The organism is Streptomyces sp. NPDC058663, from assembly GCF_042716745.1.
Lineage (GTDB): Bacteria > Actinomycetota > Actinomycetes > Streptomycetales > Streptomycetaceae > Streptomyces.
On sequence record NZ_JBHXRV010000026.1, the window covers coordinates 1 to 17,601 of the forward strand.

Sequence of the window (17,601 nt, forward strand, 5' to 3'; positions counted from 1 at the left end):
GCTCAGCTTCGCCGTCATGTCCTCGGCGATCATCTCCGCAGCAGCCTGGAGAATCTTCTCGCGTGTTTCCATGCCTCCCGCTCTCCTTCGCTTTCTCACAGCCCTCCCACTGTACTAGCACGCCGTACTAGCACAGTGTGCTAGCGTTCCGTTTAACACGCTGTACTAATACGGGTGCGGCTGATGCCGAGGGGGAGGCGGAGCATGACGTGGAAGCAGTGGGCCGCATCGAAGCGCCTCAAGCCGGGAGACGGCAGGGAACTGCAACGATTCCGCCGGTGGCAGCTCCCCCAGCGCTCCCGGACTCGCCCGAGACCGTTTTCTGACCAGCCGCAGGCCAAACAACCGGTGCACGTGAAGTGGGAATTGCAGAAATGCGTATGCTGCGCATTTCTCTACGCGCGTGTGCCCGCGTCATTCGACTCGGCTGCTCGATCGCATTGTCGTCTCGCGCACAGGTGCGGGCGCGCGACTGATCATCCGATGCGATCGATTGCCTGGTCGCGGTCGGGATCTCCTGGCATGCGGGGGACGGGAGGCGGAGCCTGCGGCGAGGTCCGCCACCGCGCGGTCGGCGCGGACCTCCGCGTACGTGCCGACTGTCCCGCGCGGGTACGACGGCGGGCCGGGAACGGCGCATCGTGACTGCCCCGTCAGGGCCTGTTTCCGGCCCCGTCGCAGTGACGGCCGTAAACGCGGGAGACCGGGACGGGGCCGTGTCCTGCGTCAGCGGATGCGCGCGCCTCGCCCCCCCGGCCCGCACGTCCTCCACTGTCGCTTGTCGTTGCCGACGGCTTCAGTCCCAGCACCACAGCGATTCTCGGGCCCGCACCGACTCCCGGACGGACCGGCCCAGCACCACGGCCGGTTGAGGTTCGACCTCTGAAGTGGTGCACAAAACGCAACGGTGGCGCGAAATGTCCATTTTATCGGGCGCAGAGAAGTGTGCCGTAACGTCACCAGTTTCACGCCTCCGACTGGAGGTAGTAGTCACGCAGGAAGGAAAAGCAGCCGCAGAGAATTCACCACTGGTATGCATCACAGGGTGAATACCTCGCCTTCTGTATCTCCTCGCTGTTAAGGAAATCTGGGGGAAACTGCGGGAAGGGGGGGCGATAAATCCCGCTGGCGCGCACCACCTCTTTCCGCGGCAATGATCCCGCCGTCTTGCAACGGCCGACCTACAGGGAAATCCCCGTGCCCACGACTCTCGCTCAGAAGCTGTACCTGCTCTGCTACACCGTCGAGAAGGAGAAGTTCCAGCTGGACAACATTCAGGGACGCGGCCAGCTGCTGCGGGCCGGGGCGATGGCCGAGCTGGCCCGTGAAGGTCTGCTGGACGCCACCGGGGGGAAGGTTCGGCGACTCCCCGGCAACCCGCCCGAGGATCCGTTCACCGCCGCAGTCTGGTACGACCTGCCCGAGGACAAGCCCAGGGGCTGGCTCAAGTTCCTGCACAACAAGGCACACACCGCCGAGACTCCGGTCCGCGACCAGCTGCTCGCCTGCGGGGACGTCACCCTCACGCGGGAGAAGAAGCTGGGGGTCATCTCCACCGACCGGGTCACCGTGGTGCGCCCGGACCTGGTGCGAGCCCTCCAGGAGCGGGTGCGCTCGACCGTCGCCGACGGTGCCCCCACCGAGGACCTGACGGACGAACTGGCCATGGCCGTCCTGGCCGTGGAGCTGGAACTGGCCCCGGTGTGGAGCAAGGAAGACCGCCGCACCCACAAGTCCTCTCTCACCACGCATGCGGCGCGGTTCGACGACTTCGTCCCCGGACTGCGCAAGGCGCTGCGCGACTCCTATCTCGCGAGCCGGGCCGTGGGAGGCGGCTGGAGCGCCTGAACCGCAGCGCCTGCGCGCAAGAAATGCCCTGGGAACACCCAAGCCGCAGCACGTGAGAAGGAGTGATCGATGTCCCCCCCCGAAGCCGAGCACGGCCCCACCCCGGCCACACCACGGAGCCCACGGAAGACGCCGCCCGCCGCCCCGCGGCCGCCCCTGCTCGAGTCCCTGGGCGGTACGGCGGGACTCCTCTACTCGACCGTCCCTGTCGCGGTGTTCGTGATCGCTCTCGCGTTGCTCTCCACGAAGGCGGCCGTGATCGCGGCCGTCGGCACCGGTGCGGTGCTCACCGCGATCCGGCTGATACGCGGCGAACGTATCCTCGCCGCCTCCGGCAGCCTGACCGGCGTTCTGGTCGCGGCGGGCATCGTCGCGCTCACCGGTTCCGCCAAGGACTTCTTCCTGCTGGGCATCTGGGTGGCCTTCGCCGGTTTCCTCGCCACCTTCGGTTCGGTCCTCCTCCGCCGCCCCCTGACCGGCGTGGCGTGGAACCTCCTGCACGGGGGCACGTACGCCTGGCGCGAAGACCGTCAGGTGATGCGGGCACACGATGTCGCCACCCTCGCCGCGGCACTCGTCCTCGGATCCCGGTTCGTGGTGAAGCAGTGGCTCTACGTTCAGGACGCCACCGGCTGGCTCGCCGTCGCGAAGATCGCCATGGGCACGCCCCTGACCGTGCTGGCCGCGCTGGTCGTCGGCTGGGCCTTCCGCCGAACCTCGAAGCGCCTGGTGAAGAGCCGGCCGGCCGGGCCGGCCACTCCGCAGGAGGCCGAACTCCCGCCCCGCCACAGTGCGCCCAGCTAGCGAAGCCGTCACCTCACCCCAGCAGAGAAAGGGTCCCTGAATGTCGATCAGCCATACGGACGTGGAGACGGCGAGGGAACTCGGAGCTTTCGAGCGGACCATCGACCTCTACATGCACCACAACCCCGTCCAGTTCTCCCTGGTCGCCGAGATCGACCGGAAGGTCTGCGAGCAGACGTTGGCGCGGGCCCTGCGGGGTGTGCAGGCACGGCACCCGTTGCTTCGCGTCTCGGTCGACCGCCGGGCTCCCGGGGCCCGGTACCGCTGGGCAGAAGGGCCGGTCAGCGTCGAAACCGCCGCCGAGGGGACTCCCTGGCAGGCCGTTGTCGCCGGTGAGCAGACGCGCCCCATCGCGCCGGAGCCCGGCCCGCTCATGCGGACCGTACTCATTCCCGCGGAGACCGGCAGCGTCATCGTGCTGACCTTCGCCCACCAGATCACCGACGGCACCGGCGGCATGCGGGTGGTGGCGGACCTGGTCGCCGCGCTCGACGGCGACGAGGAGGGCGGCGAGCCGACCCCGCGAGAGGATGTGCCGCCCACCCAGGAGGCTCTGCTGCGCGCTCTCGACGTGGCGCCGCCCACCGTGGAACCGCCCCGGGACGAGGTGCTGAACGCCCCCGGCGAGCTGACACGGTTCTCGGGACGGGCACCGCACGTTTCCGCCCTGGCCTTGCCACGCGGACTTACCGCGCGGCTCGTGAGCCGGTGCCGTACTGAGGGCGTGTCCGTGCACGCGGCGCTGTGCGCTGCCGCCTGCACGGTCTTCCACCGCGCGGGACGCACCCGGGTGAGGGTGCTGAGCCCGATCGACCTGCGGCGTGCCGCGGGCCTCCCCGACGCTGTCGCCAACCGGTTCGCGGGAGCGAAGACGGCGAGCGAGACATCCCGGGCCGGGGATTTCTGGGAACTGGCCCGGCGACATCACCGGGCTCTGGAACTCCAGCGCACACCCCAGGTACTCCAGACCGGCTCGGAGGCGTTGGCGAAGCAGCCGCCGGCCACCCCCGAAGAGGCCGAGGCGATGATGACCGTCGCCACCGCCGCCGACATCCAGATCACCAACCTCGGGGTGGTGGAGACGCCGGCAGACGGCCGCACCTGTCTCACCGCTCTGTGGGGACCGGCGCAGACCACCCAGCTGCGCGGTGAGCACGTCCTCGGTGTGGCCACCGCCGGGGGACGCCTGCGCATGACGGAACTGACCCACGACCCCGTGGCCGTACTGCTGCCCGACATGGCGACCGTGCTGGCCCAACAGTGCGCCGAGCCGGAATCGCCGCATTCCTGACCGTTTCAGGACACCGCATTGCGTCCCTGGCACGCCGCCGGCCTTCCGGCGATGTGGACCGCGCTCGCCGACCGGGGCGGGCCGCTGCCGAACTTCACTGACCACCCGGTCTCCGACTCCGCGCTGCGCCCTGGAGGGCCGCACCGAGCGACATACAGGAGTGACCATGCATTCCCTCCCCGATGCCGATGCCGATGCCGATGCCGACGCCAATGCCCGCACCGCGGTCAGCACTGCCTTGCTGGCCGAGCTGCGCTCCCATGTCCCCGCGGACCGGGTACTCACCCACGGACCGCAGTACACACGAGCCGTGGCGCTGTTCAATGCAGCGGTCGACGTCCGCCCTTGCGTCGTCGTGCGGTGCGCGACCACCGCTGACGTCCAGGGCGCGGTGCGCGCGGCTCGTCACCATGGAGTGCCGCTCTCCGTGCGTGGCGGAGGTCATGACTTCTGGGGCCGGGCGTTTCGCCCCGGTGGACTGGTCCTCGATCTGACGGAGATGCGGGAAGTCCAGATCGACGCCGACCGCCGTTGCGCGACGGTGGGTGGCGGGGCACTCTCGTCCGACGTCGTATCCGCCGCCGAGCGGGTGGGCCTGACTGCCGTCACCGGAACGGCGGGCGCCGTCGGCATGGTCGGCCTCACGCTCGGCGGCGGCTACGGCCCCCTGCTCGGGCAGTTCGGGCTCGCGGCCGACAACCTGCTCGCCGCCGAAGTCGTCCTGGCCGACGGCTCACGGGTCAACACCGACGCCGAACACCATCCGGACCTCTTCTGGGCGCTGCGCGGCGGCGGCGGCAACTTCGGTGTCGTGACCTCGGCGCGGATCCGGCTGCACCCCACGCCGACGGTGGTGTCGGGGACCATCCTGTACCCGATCGCCCAGAGCGCCGGCGTTCTCGCCGGCCTCGGCGGGATACTTCAGAACTGTCCGGACGAACTGACGGTGGACGTGGGGTTCCTTCCCGGCCCGGACGGCAAACCGACGGTGTACGTCGCGCCGACCTGGTCGGGGGACCTCGAGGTGGGGAACGCCGAAAACGGGCCGGTGCGCGCCCTGGCCGGACTCGGCACACCCGTGCTCGCCGAAGTGGGACCTGTCGCCCGCTCCGCGACGCTGGCCGCGACGGACGCCATGTTCCCACCCGGGCGCATGGGCGCGATCCGCACGCGTACCCTCCAGAGCGTCCCCGCCTCCCTGGCGACCATCCTGGACCGAGCCGCCCAGGAGTTCACCTCACCGTTCTCCGCGATCGTGTGGCATCAGTTCCATGGCGCCGCCACCCATCCACCTCTCGGCTCGACCGCGTTCGGCCGACGCGAACCGCACCTGATGGTCGAGCTGATCTCCATGTGGGAGGGCAGCGACGGCAAGAACAACACAGGCGGTCGCGACGGCGGGTCACCACACCTGCGCTGGCTGGAGGAGCTCCACACCGCGCTGGAACCCTTCTCCTTGCCGGGGGCTACGTGAACTTCCTGGGCCCGGAGACTCCCGACCAGGTAGCCCACTCCTACGGGCCGAACACCGAACGCCTGCTCGCTGTGAAATCTGCCGTCGACCCGGATTCCGTCTTCACCGCCACACCGCTCCCCATGGGGGTCGCCGAGGCAGGTTCCACGCCCGTGTGAGGCGAAGACGACATCGCCACTCCGGCCGTCGGACGCGTGCCGCTCCTCAAGTCCCGCCTCGGGCAGATGACTTGCAGTGACCGGCACGCGTCGGGGCAGCCGAGGCGGGAGAAGGCGGCCGACAGCTGTGGGCAGAAGGCCCACTCATGATCGTGTGACAAGCTCCCAGTGCCGATATGGAGGCCCGAGGCAATGCTTCCTCGGCGGCCTCGGAAGTTCCGGTCCTTCACCCAACGGTCTTCGATGAAGGCGGAAAGGCGTCGCGCAGGCGTTGCACGGCCGCCGTCACGACTGCACGGACGTCTGCCTCACGCAAAGACGGTGACGCCGGGGGGCGTGGACGAAGCCCGTCCCGGAGCCGGGCGCGCCATTGCCACCGCTGCGCCCCTCCCTCTCACTGCAGCGCACACGGTTCGCGACTCGCCTTCCCGACGCGTCGACGGCAACAGTCGATGTCAACCACCGCCGCGCCCCTGTGCACGACCGCGGCTCGACACAGGAGAAACGCATGCGACCTGTCCCTTCGCCCCAGCGCCGCAAGACCGTGCTCGCCGCGGCCGCCGCGGCTTCACTCCTCCTGCTCGCCGGATGTGCGCCCGCCGCTCCTCCACCGGGCTCCGGCGCGGACGCGGACCTCGGCGCCTACCTCGGGCAACAGCTCAACTGGGTCAAGTGCGAGGACACCGCGACGAGCACCAAGGACGCCAAGCTGTTCGCGAACCCGGCGCTCCAGTGCGCGTCGGTCGAGGTCCCGCTCGACTACGACAAGCCGGAGGGCGAGAGGGCACGCATCGCGCTCACCCGCCTCCCCGCCGCAGGCGACGCCGAGGGCTCACTGCTGCTCAACCCGGGCGGACCCGGAGGATCCGGCACCGGCTTCGTCGCGGTCACCCTGCCACAGTGGCAGGCGAGCCCCGTCGCCCAACGCTTCGACATCGTCGGCTTTGACCCTCGGGGGGTCGGGTCGTCGACTCCGGCCCTCGACTGCTACACCGACAAGGAGTACGACGCAGGCCACGCAACCCGGTTCGGCGCGGTGCACGACATCACGAGCACCAAGGAGGCGACCGAACTCGCAGAGCGCTGCGCAGCCGGCTCCGGCGGCACCGCGAACCTCGTGAACGCCGGGTCCGCCAACGTCGTACGCGACATGGACATCATCCGACAGGTACTCGGTGACGACCGGCTGACCTACCTCGGCTACAGCTACGGCACCGAACTCGGAGCCATGTACGCCGCGGCCCACCCCGGAAAGGTCCGCGCGATCGTGCTGGACGGAGCCGTCTCGCCCGACCTGACGGCGAGCGAGTTCCGCCTCTCCTCCTTCGCCGGACTGCAGGCACGGTTCGACGACCTTGCCGCACTCTGCGCGAAATCGCCCGACTGCGTTCTCGGCCCCGACCCCGCGGCTGCGAACGACCGCCTGCACGAGATCGTCCAACCGCTCGTCGAGACACCGGCACCGACCACCGGCGGCCGGACACTGAGCGTCTGGGACGCCTACCTCGGCATCAGCGGCGGACTGTACTCCGAAAAGAAATGGCCCCACGTCATCTCCGCCCTCACCGCGCTCAAAGCGGGCAACGCCGACCAGATGCTCACCCTGCGCGACGCCTTCTACGCCCGCACAGCGAACGGCGCCTACGGCCACGACTTCGACACGAACATCGCTGTGCGCTGCATGGACTCACCCCGTACGACGTCGAGGGAACAGACGGCGCTCGCGCGCAAGATCGGGGAGGCCGCCCCGATGTTCGACATCGACACGTTCACGGCAGGTACTTACCACAGCGAATGCGAGGCGTGGCCGGCGCCGCCGACACGCGACGAACCCTGGCTCTCCGGTGTCGAAGGCATCCCCGAGACGCTCGTCGTATCGGTCACCGGCGATCCTGCGACACCGCACAAGGGCGGCATCGCGATGGCGAAAGCCCTCGGCGGAAGCCTGCTCACAGTCGACGGCAAGCAGCACGGCGCCTACCTCCTCGGTGGCAGCAAGTGCGTCGACGACGCGGTCAACAAGTATCTCCTCGACCTCAAAACCCCGCCCACCGGCACCCGTTGCAGGCTGTGACCCGCCCTGCCTGGCCCTGACGACATGAACTCACCGCCGCATTCCACCGCCTGGCCGCACTGCCCGCTCCTGGGGCCATGGACGATCTTGTAAACCCAGGTTCTGTAGTGACTACGCCGGCTACGCGGCGTGGGAGGCCTTGCGGGCCGCGACGATGGCGGTAGGGGCAGCCGCGGCCGCGAGAACCCCGCACACGGCGGCGAGGACCGGGTAGCTGGTGGCGGTGACGACGATGCCGGAGGCCAGGCCGCCGACCGCGCCTGCGAGGGCGAGGGCGACGTCGACCAGTCCCTGGACCTTGGCGCGGGTGGTCAGGGGCGTGCTGTCGGTGACGATCGCGGTGCCGGTGACCAGGCCGAAGCTCCAGCCGGCGCCGAGGAGTACGAGGGCGAGAGCAATGAGGGGGAAGGAGTGGCCGGGGGCGAGGGCGGCGAGCACTCCCGCGGTGAGCAGCGTGCCGGCTGTCACCACGGTCATCGCGGTGGCGCCGAATCGGTCGACGAGGCGGCCGGCCAGGAGTGACGGCAGATACATGGAGCCCGTGTGCAGGGCGATGACCAGGCCGGACGCGGCGGCGCCGAACCCGTGGGCGTGCATGTGGAGGGGCGTCATGGTCATCACGGCGACCATGACGAGCTGACTGAGGACCAGGACCATGACGCCCACGAGCAGTCCGGGGCCGGGCCGGGAGGGGTGACCCGATGGTGCGCCCTCCGCAGGGGCCGCGGGCAGGGTGCGGGCGAGCAGCAGCGGGTCGGGGCGCAGCCACAGAAGGAGGGTGAGTGCGGCCAGCGTGAAGGCGGCCGTGGACAGGAGGAACAGGCCGGTCAGCTCGGGCAGGTGGAGCGCGGTGGCGAGGTGCCCGGCGGGGGTGGTGAGGAGAGGTCCGGCGATGCCGCCGGCCGTGGTGGCGACGATGACGGTGGAGGTGGCGCGGGCGCGCTGAGGGGGTGCGGCGAGGTCGGCTCCCGCGTACCGGGCCTGGAGGTTGGAGGTGGTGCCGGCGCCGTAGAGGAACAGGGAGAGGAACAGCAGCGCCGGGCTGTCGAGTGCGGCCGCGACGACGACTCCCGCTCCGCCCAGCGCGCCGGTGAGGTACCCGGCGGCCAGTCCGGGGCGGCGGCCCAGGCGCTGGGAGACGCGTCCGATGGTGACGGCGGCGCCTGCGGAGCCCGCGGTGAGCAGAGCGATGGGCAGTCCGGAGAGCGAGGTGTTGTGGAGCATCTGCCCGGCCAGCAGGCCGGCGACGGTGACCCCCGCGGCGAGGCCGACGCCGCTGAGGATCTGGGAGACGAGCAGCACGGTCAGGGTGCGCTTCTGCACCGCGGCGATGGAGGCTGCGGAGGTGGAGGGAGCGGCGCTGGGCGGGGTGCGGGCGGGCGAGAGGGGAAGGTGGGCCATGGGGTCCGTGCTTTCGAGCTGCCCGGAGGCTGGGGTGGCGGTCACGGGGCGGGTCGGTCGGTGGTCGTCAGGCGGCGCTCGGGGGCAGCAGGTCGAGGAAGGCCTTGGGCAGGCCGGAGTAGGCGGCCTGCTAGAGGGGGGTGGCCACGACGAGGGCGTCGGCGACCAGGCGCACGGCGCGGGCGAGGGACGCGTCGTGGGTGTCCGCGCTGAGCAGTGGTGCCGCGGGCAGGTCGCGCAGGGTGAGTACGCGGGTGTGGTGGCCGCAGGCCCGCATGCCCGTGGCGGTGTGCTCGGCCAGCAGGTGGCTACGGGACGCGGGGGAGGGGCTGCCGGACAGGGTGAGGACGCTGGCCACGGGATCTCCCCGACAACTCCTGAAGGATCAGGAGAAGAGACATCTGGCGGTGAGGTTGCTGGACGGATGCCCGGCCGGCCCGCGTCAGTACGGGCTGTCGGGCATGCCGTAGGCGTCGGCTATCAGCTCGGTGGAGCGCAGCCGGGCCTGGACGGAGTGGCCGACACTGCCGATCATGAGCTCGTCGGCGCCGGAGTCCCGCTGGACCTGGTTCAGGTGGGCGGTGACCTGCTCGGGGGTGCCGTGCGGGACGTGGTGCAGCCAGCTTTCGACGGTCCGGCGTTCCTCGGCGTCGTAGGGATAGGCGTCCACTTCCTCGGGGGACGGCAGCAGGTAGGACTTGCGCTGGAACATGCGGAGCATGGCGTGCGCGAGGGTGCCGGCCTGGCGGCGGGCCTCACGTGCGTCGTCGGATGCGGCGACGGTGAAGCTGACCAGCGTGTACGGCTCGGCCAGGGCCTCTGACGGAGTGAACCGCTCGCGGTACAGACGCAGGGCGGCCACGGCATCGTGCGGGTTGAAGTGCGCGGCGAAGGCGAACGGCAGGCCGAGCCGGGCGGCGAGCTGTGCGGAGTAGCCGGACGAGCCGAGCAGCCACACCGGCAGGCGGCCCGCGGGCGGGGTGACGCCGTTGAGCCGGTCCTGTGCAGGTCCCGGGACGGCGTACACGCGGTCGGTGTAGGGGTGGCCGGCGGGGAAGTCGTCGCCGAGGAAGTGCAGCAGTTCGGCGACCTGTTGGGGGAAGTCCTCGGTGTCGCTCGCGCCGCGGCGCAGGGCGGCGGCCGTGGTGTGATCGGTGCCTGGGGCGCGGCCCAGGCCCAGGTCGATGCGGCCGGGGGCGAGGGCGTTGAGCATGCCGAACTGTTCGGCGACGACCAGTGGCGGATGGTTGGGCAGCATGATCCCGCCCGCGCCGAGCCGCAGCCTGCTGGTCTCCGCGGTGAGCCGGGAGAGGAGGACGGGCGGGCTGGAGGTGGAGACGCCGGGCATGGCGTGGTGTTCGTTCATCCAGTAGCGGGTGAAGCCGCGCCGGTCGGCGAGGCGGGCGAGTTCGATACTTCCGGCCAGGGCCTCTGCGGCGCTCTGGCCGGTGCCGGTCATGGCGGAGTCCAGTACGGACAGGGCGGCGGGGGCGGAGCCGTGGCGGGTGCCGCGGATGGGGTCGGTCATGGTGGGGCGGTCCTTCGGCGGTGCGGGAGGTGGGGCCGGGCGCCGGCGACAGCGGCAGCGGGGCTTTGTCGGCCGGCGCCCGGCCGTGTCCGGTCGTTCGGGTCGGACGTAGTCGGGGTCAGTCGCGGACGCCGAAGTCGATGCGGTCGGTGAGACCGGCGGCCGTGAAGGCGGCGATGAGCTCGTCGCGGCCCTCGGTGAAGTGGGCCCAGCTGTCGTAGTGGACGGGCACGATGCGGCGGGCGCCCAGGATGCGGGCAGCTTCAGCGGCCTGAACGCTGTCGAGTGTGAGCAGCGCACGGTCCAGGACGGGAGTGCGGACCGCGCCGGCGAACAGCACCGCGGTGTCCACCGGGCTGAAACGGTCGGCGATCTCACGGACGGGGGAGAGCTGGGCGTTGTCGCCGCTGATGTAGAGGGTGGGCAGGCCGTCACCGCTCAGGACGAAGCCGACGACCTCGCCGACGACGGGCTCGAGGTCCTCGCGTGCCCCCGGACCGTGCAGGGCCGGGACGCCGGTGACGGTGATCGTGCCGCCGCCGGGGCGGTCGAGCTCAATGGACTCCCAGTCCTTCAGGGGGCGTGCGGTGCCGCCCAGCCTTCCCGCGCCACTGGGCGTGGTCAGGGTCAGGGGCACATCGGCGAGCAGTTTGCGGCCCGAGGCGTCGAGGTTGTCGTCGTGCTCGTCGTGCGACAGCAGCACCACATCGATGCGGCCCAGATCAGCGGGCGCGGCGGAGGCGGGCGCGGTCTTGGCCAAGCCGGAGGGGTAGGTGCCGGGGGCGTCGAAGGTCGGGTCGGTCAGGAACCGCAGCCCGCCGTACTCGACAAGCGTGGTCGGGCCGCCGAAGACACGGATGGGGACCTGCTCGCTGGACGCGCCGGTTGATGCCATGGTGAAACCACCTCACGGATAGATTGACGTATATCCGTGACCATAGTGTTTGTCACGGATGAAGGCAAGCTGTAGCGTGAGGACTGTGAGTGAGACTGATACCCCTGCCACCGTCGAAACGGTCGACTCCGGGCTGCCGCCGGCGCCGGGCGCCGAGCATTACCCCGCGCTCGGCTTTGCCAACAGCGCCGTCGCCCTGCCGGGCGGCCAGTTCCTCGACGCCTTGGGCACGCCATCCGGCGCCAACCAGTGGCTGGTCGACCACCACCTGGCCCCCGTGGACGCCGGAATGCAGGAGATCTGCGCGGCACGCCTGCGTTCCCTGCGTGAACAGGTACGCGCCCTGCTCGCCGCCCAAGTCGGCGGCCACCCTGCCCCCGCCACCGCAATGGCTGCCGTCAACGAGGCCCTCACACGGGTCCCCACCGCCTCCCCGCTCGGCTGGGATGCGGTCCGCGGCATGCACCGCACCGCCCCGCACCCCGTCGACCAGATCGTCGACCAGGCCCTGGGCATCCTCGCCGCCGACGCCGCCGACCTGCTCACCGGCCCCGACGCCGAACGCCTGACGGCCTGCCCCTCCACCCCCTGCAACCGCTACCTGCTCCGCGCAGGACGCCGCCACTGGTGCTCGGTCCGATGCGGCGACCGTGCCCGCGCCGCCCGCGCCTACGCCCGCCGCACCCAGGCCACCGCCGACTGAGTCCGGCGGGCCCCGCCCCGCCGGTTCACCGGACCCGCGCCGGGGCGCGGCTTCGCACACCCTCACGCCCCGGCACGGACGGCACACGCCTCGCCCTCCCCGCCGGTCATTCCCCACGATCGACGAAGGACCATCACCTCTCATGACGGCCACATTCACCCTGCTGACCACCGGCTACGACAGCCTCGACGCCCGCAATGCGGACCGCGACGGCCGCGAGAAACCGTGGCACGTCGCCTCGACCGTCTCCCTCCTGCGAGAGGGCGACACGATCGTGGTCGTGGACCCGGGCATGGTTGCGGACCGCACACTCATCCTCGACCCGCTCGCTGCCGCCGGAATCAGCCCCGAGCAGGTCACCGACGTGGTCTTCAGCCACCACCACCCCGACCACACCCTCAATGCCGCTCTCTTCCCCCACGCGCGCGCCCACGACGTCTGGGCCGCGTACGAGAACCACCTCTGGTACGACCGGCCCGCCGACGGGTACCGGCTCTCCCCCTCGATCCACCTGATCGAAACGCCCGGCCACACCCCCCAGGACATCTCCACCGTCGCGGAAACCGCCGAAGGGACCATCGTCCTCACCCACGCCTGGTGGAGCGAAGACGGTCCCGCCCAAGACCCCACTTCGGACGACCGCGAGGGCCTGCGTGCCTCCCGCCGCAAGATCCTCCGCCTCAGCCCCGCCCTGATCGTCCCCGGTCACGGCAACCCCTTCGTCCCCGACGAGAACACCCCCATCTGAACCGTGGAGGTCACCCCGAAGCCAACTGCACCGTCAGCGCCTCGCGATCCGCTTCAGCACGTCGGTCCCACAGGGAAGGTGCTTTCCCTGCCAAGTTCGGGGCGTTGCAGCCGGGGCCGGGCCTGGCACAGGCGATCTACAGCGCTTGAAGGCTCGGCCGGCCGCCCGCCACGTACGGCGGCTGGTCACACACGGTGAACGCGGCCGGAACCGAATGCCGTTGTGCGCAGAGGTTGATGTCGGTCAGCCACTGAGCGGCTGATACGCGGGGTGATGCCCCGTCCTGCGGAACAGGGTGCTCTCTCCGGCAGATTCCTGCGACGGTTGCGAGGACGGTGACTTCCGCCGGATCGCAGGCCGCCATGGCATCGGGACCGGACGCAGGTCGGCTGGCTGGTCCTGCCCCAGTCGCGGGAAAGCGGAGGAAATCGATCTCCGCACGCGGCAACCTTTCACGGGCCGACGGCCACTGACAGGGCGTAACCCCATTTCTCCCCCTGTAAGGAAGCCTCGTGGCTGCTCGCTCCCACCGCCGGTCCCTCCGCTCCCGTCGTGCCGCTGTCCTCTGCGCGGCTGTCGTGACCGCATGCGTCGGCTCCGGTGTTGTTCTGATGAACGCCAACGCCGGGGCCGTCGACCTGTACCACCAGACGCTCGCCGCGAAGGACGGCTGGGCGTCCTCCGGTACAGGGACCACCGGTGGCACGCAGGCCGACGCCGCCCACACCTTCACCGTCTCCACCCGCGCTCAGCTCGTGAAGGCGCTGGGCTCGGCCTCCGACACCACGCCCCGCATGATCAAGATCAACGGCATGATCGACGCCAACACCGATGACAGCGGAAAGAAGCTGACCTGCGCCGACTACGCCCTCGGTACCGGCTACTCGCTGCCGGCCTACCTCAAGGCCTACGACCCGGCCACCTACGGCCGCTCCAAACTGCCCTCCGGCACCCAGGAGAAGGCACGCGCCGCCGCCCAGGCCAAGCAGGGCAAGAACATGGTCTTCAAGGTCCCCGCCAACACGACGATCATGGGTGTCTCCGGCACGGACGCGGGCCTCACCGGGGCCATGCTGCAGATTCAGAACGTGGACAACGTCATCGTCCGCAACCTGACCTTCGCCGCCACCGAGGACTGCTTCCCCCAGTGGGACCCGACAGACGGCGACGAGGGGAACTGGAACTCCAACTACGACTCGGTGACCCTGCGCGGCGCGACCCACGTGTGGGCGGACCACAACACGTTCACCGACGCGCCGCACTTCGACAACGCCAACCCGAAGTACTTCGGCCGCGAGTACCAGATCCACGACGGAGCCCTCGACATCACCAAGGGATCCGACCTGGTGACCGTCTCGCACAACCAGTTCACCCACCACGACAAGACGATGCTGATCGGCAGCACTGACACCGACAGCGTCGGCAAGCTGCGCGTCTCCATCCACCACAACGTGTGGAAGGGCATCATGCAGCGCGCCCCGCTGGCCCGCATCGGCCAGATCCACCTCTACAACAACTACTACGACGTCACACCTCTCAACGGGTACACGCCGCAGTACACCATCAACTCCCGAGCCAAGGCTCAGGTCGTCGCGGAGCACAACTACTGGAAGCTGCCCTCCGGCGCGAAGGCCGCCAAGCTCCTCAGCGGCGACGGCACCGGCGCGGTCAAAGGCTCCGGCAACCTCGTCAACGGCACGGCTATCGACCTCGTCGCCGCCCACAACGCCGCCTCGTCCAAGGACCTGAAGACCACGGTCAACTGGACCCCGGTTCTTACGACGGGCCTGGAAGCCTCGGCGAGCAACCTGCCGACGTCGCTGGCGACGACGACGGGAGCAGGCGTGCTCAAGTAGCACCCGAGACACGCGAGGGCCGGGAGACCGCCAGCCCCCAGCCCTCGCGCACCATGCCCCGCGATCCGCCGCGCCACGGACTGTGAGGGGCCCGGGATGCGTACCCGGGCACCCCACGGCGCCTCCCGGACAACAGCCCACAGGACGGTTCACGCACGCTGCATGACTCGCAGCCATCAACGACGGTCCGGGCCCCCCTCAAGTCGATGCACCGCCAATTCGAGCAGCGACAGCGTCCGTTGCTGCGCGTCGAGGGCGACGCGGATGCCGACCGGCATCGGCAGATTCGGGCCGGCGTGTCCGAACTCGACGCCGCCCAGGACCGGGATGTGTAGCCGAGGATCGGCTTGGGATCGGCCCTGATCGCGTCGAAGTCGATCAGGTCGAGATATCCGAACACCGTCTGGCCACCGTCGTGCGCGACGACGGCGCGCACCTCGGGATCACGCAGCAGACCGTTGAACTCCCCGGCTATCTCGTCCGGCCGTGCAGCACTCCACCAACGGTGCCGGCCGGTTTCGAGAAGCGGCGTGAGACGTACACGGAATCCCATCCCCTCCAACTCGGCCACCGCCTGCTGGAGATCAGGCAAGTAACGGGCATGGAGCGATCCGGACAGCGCGGCGATGACGACGAGGTCTCCGGGCTCCAAGGCGCGAGGCCGCAGCAACTGAGGCGATTCGGTAAGGGTCACTGCGGCAGTGTCCCGACGCCCGCAGCAACAGGCCACGCATTTTTCGGGGATGCGGTCGTCGTCCCAGGACCGGCCTCATCGAGTCCAGTTGTAGAAGCGCGCTCGCTCGGGACCGCACGCGCCATCGGCGATTGCCTTGTCGTAGCCTCGCTGTACGGCTGCATCGACCTCGGCCTTCGGCGCATTCATGGGGGTGTAGACCCCGGAGTACACGACGCACGATGAGTCGTAGACCGGCCACAGCACCCACGCTCCGAACGCAACGAGGGCGGCCGTCACGGAGAGCGCGGCTGCGACTCGGCGGCGTGGCGGGGAGAGAAGAGGGGACATCACCAAGGAGGGTACGGAACGGCGCACAGTAACGGACGCCCGGGGCCTTGTCGGCAAACGACGGATGCCCTCGGAGACCACACACTGTGACGCCACGGCTGACTCTCCGAGGAATACGCGACACGTCAACCGCGGGGGCGTACCGGGGCATGGCTGAAGATCAGACACGCGGACACCGTGGGCGCGCGGTGGTGGTGGGTTGCACCAGTACCCGCGCGCGCTCGTGGTGCGGCTGCCCGAGGGCCGGGTGATGCTCTCCCGCCGCCTCACCGCACCGGTGTGCCGGAACGTCGTCGCGCACCTGGCGGGCCAGGGGTCCGGCCCGCCCTCGCGCACCGAGGACGGCGACCCGTACACGCTCTGCCCGCCGGGGCTCCTGGTGGAAGCGCTGGCCGGCATCACCACGGCGCCGGCGGTACGCGACGGCGCGCCGTCGACCGGCCCCGCGCCCACCCACGTACGCGCAGGCGCAGATCCTCGTCGACGGGCCCGGTGTCACGTGCCGGTGAGTTTGTCGAGGTCGGGGGCGTAGACGGTCATCCAGTGCGGGTTCAGCCGGTAGTAGACGACCTCGCGGTTCCAGTCGAAGGCGTCGTCGTCGCCGTAGAAGTCCTGCAAGTAGGCGAGGAGTTCCTGCCAGTCGGCCGTGGCCTCCGCGCCCTCGGGGTTCAGTTCCTGCACCGTGCCGTGGGTGAACACGCCGAGGTCCTCGCCGCGCAGGTGCGCGACGCTGGCGGCCGGACGGGCGGCGAGATGACGGGCCTTGGCGGCGTTGCGCGCCGTGCCGAAGTGCCACCTGCCGTGCAGGAAGTGCCCGTCGGCGCCGCTGATCCGCGGTTCGCCCTGTGCGGTCACCGTGGAGAGGGCGAGCGTGCACATGCCGGTGAGGACCCCGGTGAGCTGCGCCGCCGTGACGGTGCGGCCCTCGACGATCGAGCGGAGGTGTGCGGTCGAGCCGGAGAGGGAGGAGTCGAGGAGGGACTGGAGCTTGTCGAGTTCTTCTGGGGTTTCGCGCATACGCCCATCGTCGGCAGTAAACCCGACACCCTCTGTCGTCATTGCTGCTGTCGTCCTTGACGAATCAGCGGTCAGGTTGCTCCGCGCGGGTTGCGCTCCGTGCCGCGTGGAGGGCAACGGGTGGGGGACGAACGCCGGCGGAAAAGGACGCCGAAGCCGTCCGGCGGCCAGTACAGGACCAAGGTGCCGTCGAGCACGGTCACCGAGTGCTTTCAGGGTGGCCACCGGTCGGGTGACGAGGTGGCTTTCCGCAACGCACGGGGCCCCCGTGCCGTTGGGAGTTCTTCGACGTCTCAACTCATCGGCGCAGGAGCTTCGTTGATTCCGTATCCTGCCGTACTCGACCTGCCTCAGGCAGCCGGGCACGGGTTCGGGAAACATTCCCGGAGGCAGGTGCCGCTTCCTTGCGGGCCGCGTAATGACCTCGTGACCGGACGCCCGGTGTCCGGCGACTGTGCGAGGGGAGGTCGCGTAGACGCGAGTGCAGAAGGCAGGATCCATGAGGGCGATTCGGTTCAGCGCACCGTCGTCGACCCGCGCTGGATCGTGCCCGTCCCCGCCGCCCTCGTGGAGCTCTGCCTCGGCCATTCGCTGGTCGCCACGGTCGAGGACGGCGGTCGCAGCGGCGGAGCCGGGGCCGCGATCGCCCAGACCCTCGCCGACGCGGGCGCTCGCGCTCGACTTCGACGATGAACCGGCCGTCCGTCACGCGGACACGGACGCGGACGCAGACGCGGGCGCGCTGGGGCATCGGGTCGGTGTACAACGGTTTCGCGATGA

At 70.1% G+C, this 17,601-nt stretch carries 17 protein-coding genes and 1 pseudogene; 11 read left to right on the top strand and 7 right to left on the bottom strand.

From position 1 onward, the window contains the following. Window positions 1-1,197 precede the first annotated feature (1,197 nt). From ACFWVV_RS19960 to ACFWVV_RS19985, 6 genes are all read left to right on the top strand, one after another. Window positions 1,198-1,848 (top strand): GPP34 family phosphoprotein, encoded by a 651-nt coding sequence (locus tag ACFWVV_RS19960; protein ID WP_384352840.1) that lies wholly within the window; start codon window positions 1,198-1,200, stop codon window positions 1,846-1,848. Between the two features lie 69 nt (window positions 1,849-1,917). Then, window positions 1,918-2,652, top strand: coding sequence for a DUF3159 domain-containing protein (locus ACFWVV_RS19965; protein ID WP_384352843.1), 735 nt, complete (start codon window positions 1,918-1,920; stop codon window positions 2,650-2,652). Window positions 2,653-2,692: 40 nt separating this feature from the next. Next, a complete protein-coding gene (locus tag ACFWVV_RS19970; protein ID WP_384352846.1) occupies window positions 2,693-3,943 on the top strand; it encodes a peptide synthetase in 1,251 nt (416 codons plus the stop codon). Window positions 3,944-4,109: 166 nt separating this feature from the next. Beyond that, a complete protein-coding gene (locus ACFWVV_RS19975) occupies window positions 4,110-5,417 on the top strand; it encodes an FAD-binding oxidoreductase (protein ID WP_384352849.1) in 1,308 nt (435 codons plus the stop codon). Beyond that, complete coding sequence (locus ACFWVV_RS19980) at window positions 5,414-5,575, top strand: BBE domain-containing protein (RefSeq protein ID WP_384352852.1); 162 nt, start codon at window positions 5,414-5,416, stop codon at window positions 5,573-5,575. Before ACFWVV_RS19975 ends, ACFWVV_RS19980 begins: the two co-directional genes overlap by 4 nt. A gap of 508 nt (window positions 5,576-6,083) precedes the next feature. Next, window positions 6,084-7,649 (top strand): alpha/beta hydrolase, encoded by a 1,566-nt coding sequence (locus tag ACFWVV_RS19985; RefSeq protein ID WP_384352854.1) that lies wholly within the window; start codon window positions 6,084-6,086, stop codon window positions 7,647-7,649. 120 nt (window positions 7,650-7,769) lie between these two features. Here the strand turns inward: ACFWVV_RS19985 and ACFWVV_RS19990 are convergent, their stop codons facing one another. From ACFWVV_RS19990 to ACFWVV_RS20005, 4 genes are all read right to left on the bottom strand, one after another. Then, window positions 7,770-9,050, bottom strand: coding sequence for an MFS transporter (locus ACFWVV_RS19990; protein WP_384353124.1), 1,281 nt, complete (start codon window positions 9,048-9,050; stop codon window positions 7,770-7,772). A gap of 130 nt (window positions 9,051-9,180) precedes the next feature. Next, the gene (locus ACFWVV_RS19995) at window positions 9,181-9,408 is read right to left on the bottom strand and encodes an NADPH-dependent FMN reductase (protein ID WP_384352857.1); all 228 of its coding nucleotides are present in this window, start codon (window positions 9,406-9,408) and stop codon (window positions 9,181-9,183) included. 84 nt (window positions 9,409-9,492) lie between these two features. Beyond that, a complete protein-coding gene (locus ACFWVV_RS20000) occupies window positions 9,493-10,578 on the bottom strand; it encodes an LLM class flavin-dependent oxidoreductase (protein WP_384352860.1) in 1,086 nt (361 codons plus the stop codon). Window positions 10,579-10,696: 118 nt separating this feature from the next. Further along, window positions 10,697-11,473: an MBL fold metallo-hydrolase gene (locus ACFWVV_RS20005; RefSeq protein WP_384352863.1), complete on the bottom strand. Its 777-nt coding sequence runs from the start codon at window positions 11,471-11,473 to the stop codon at window positions 10,697-10,699. Window positions 11,474-11,531: 58 nt separating this feature from the next. Here ACFWVV_RS20005 and ACFWVV_RS20010 point away from each other — a divergent pair, with 58 nt between their 5' ends. From ACFWVV_RS20010 to ACFWVV_RS20020, 3 genes are all read left to right on the top strand, one after another. Continuing rightward, the gene (locus tag ACFWVV_RS20010) at window positions 11,532-12,176 is read left to right on the top strand and encodes a CGNR zinc finger domain-containing protein (RefSeq protein ID WP_384352866.1); all 645 of its coding nucleotides are present in this window, start codon (window positions 11,532-11,534) and stop codon (window positions 12,174-12,176) included. 142 nt (window positions 12,177-12,318) lie between these two features. Continuing rightward, window positions 12,319-12,924, top strand: coding sequence for an MBL fold metallo-hydrolase (locus ACFWVV_RS20015; RefSeq protein ID WP_384352869.1), 606 nt, complete (start codon window positions 12,319-12,321; stop codon window positions 12,922-12,924). Between the two features lie 512 nt (window positions 12,925-13,436). Continuing rightward, window positions 13,437-14,780: a polysaccharide lyase family 1 protein gene (locus tag ACFWVV_RS20020; protein WP_384352872.1), complete on the top strand. Its 1,344-nt coding sequence runs from the start codon at window positions 13,437-13,439 to the stop codon at window positions 14,778-14,780. A gap of 176 nt (window positions 14,781-14,956) precedes the next feature. Here the strand turns inward: ACFWVV_RS20020 and ACFWVV_RS20025 are convergent, their stop codons facing one another. Beyond that, window positions 14,957-15,172, bottom strand: a complete 216-nt coding sequence (locus tag ACFWVV_RS20025) for a hypothetical protein (protein ID WP_384353127.1) — start codon at window positions 15,170-15,172, stop codon at window positions 14,957-14,959. Beyond that, window positions 15,172-15,510, bottom strand: a pseudogene (locus ACFWVV_RS20030) (LD-carboxypeptidase); the annotation flags it as partial. The pseudogene ACFWVV_RS20030 and the gene ACFWVV_RS20025, both read right to left, overlap by 1 nt. Before the next feature lie 493 nt (window positions 15,511-16,003). Here ACFWVV_RS20030 and ACFWVV_RS20035 point away from each other — a divergent pair. Then, on the top strand, window positions 16,004-16,336 hold the full coding sequence (locus ACFWVV_RS20035; RefSeq protein ID WP_384352875.1) for a hypothetical protein: 333 nt from the start codon (window positions 16,004-16,006) through the stop codon (window positions 16,334-16,336). On the opposite strand, the gene ACFWVV_RS20040 is transcribed toward ACFWVV_RS20035, so the two are convergent. Continuing rightward, a complete protein-coding gene (locus tag ACFWVV_RS20040; protein WP_384352878.1) occupies window positions 16,300-16,821 on the bottom strand; it encodes a pyridoxamine 5'-phosphate oxidase family protein in 522 nt (173 codons plus the stop codon). The two genes, ACFWVV_RS20035 and ACFWVV_RS20040, sit on opposite strands and share 37 nt — an antisense overlap. A gap of 441 nt (window positions 16,822-17,262) precedes the next feature. Here ACFWVV_RS20040 and ACFWVV_RS20045 point away from each other — a divergent pair, with 441 nt between their 5' ends. Beyond that, entirely contained in the window at window positions 17,263-17,514 is a 252-nt protein-coding gene (locus tag ACFWVV_RS20045; RefSeq protein ID WP_384353130.1) for a transketolase C-terminal domain-containing protein, read from the top strand. The last annotated feature ends 87 nt before the right edge of the window (window positions 17,515-17,601 follow it).

Coding starts and splice junctions, on each gene's coding strand:
- ACFWVV_RS20010 (WP_384352866.1), top strand. CDS start 11,532: ATGAAGGCAAGCTGTAGCGTGAGGACTGTGAGTGAGACTGATACCCCT.
- ACFWVV_RS19990 (WP_384353124.1), bottom strand. CDS start 9,050: ATGGCCCACCTTCCCCTCTCGCCCGCCCGCACCCCGCCCAGCGCCGCT.
- ACFWVV_RS20005 (WP_384352863.1), bottom strand. CDS start 11,473: ATGGCATCAACCGGCGCGTCCAGCGAGCAGGTCCCCATCCGTGTCTTC.
- ACFWVV_RS20000 (WP_384352860.1), bottom strand. CDS start 10,578: ATGACCGACCCCATCCGCGGCACCCGCCACGGCTCCGCCCCCGCCGCC.
- ACFWVV_RS19985 (WP_384352854.1), top strand. CDS start 6,084: ATGCGACCTGTCCCTTCGCCCCAGCGCCGCAAGACCGTGCTCGCCGCG.
- ACFWVV_RS19970 (WP_384352846.1), top strand. CDS start 2,693: ATGTCGATCAGCCATACGGACGTGGAGACGGCGAGGGAACTCGGAGCT.
- ACFWVV_RS19965 (WP_384352843.1), top strand. CDS start 1,918: ATGTCCCCCCCCGAAGCCGAGCACGGCCCCACCCCGGCCACACCACGG.
- ACFWVV_RS20040 (WP_384352878.1), bottom strand. CDS start 16,821: ATGCGCGAAACCCCAGAAGAACTCGACAAGCTCCAGTCCCTCCTCGAC.
- ACFWVV_RS20015 (WP_384352869.1), top strand. CDS start 12,319: ATGACGGCCACATTCACCCTGCTGACCACCGGCTACGACAGCCTCGAC.
- ACFWVV_RS19975 (WP_384352849.1), top strand. CDS start 4,110: ATGCATTCCCTCCCCGATGCCGATGCCGATGCCGATGCCGACGCCAAT.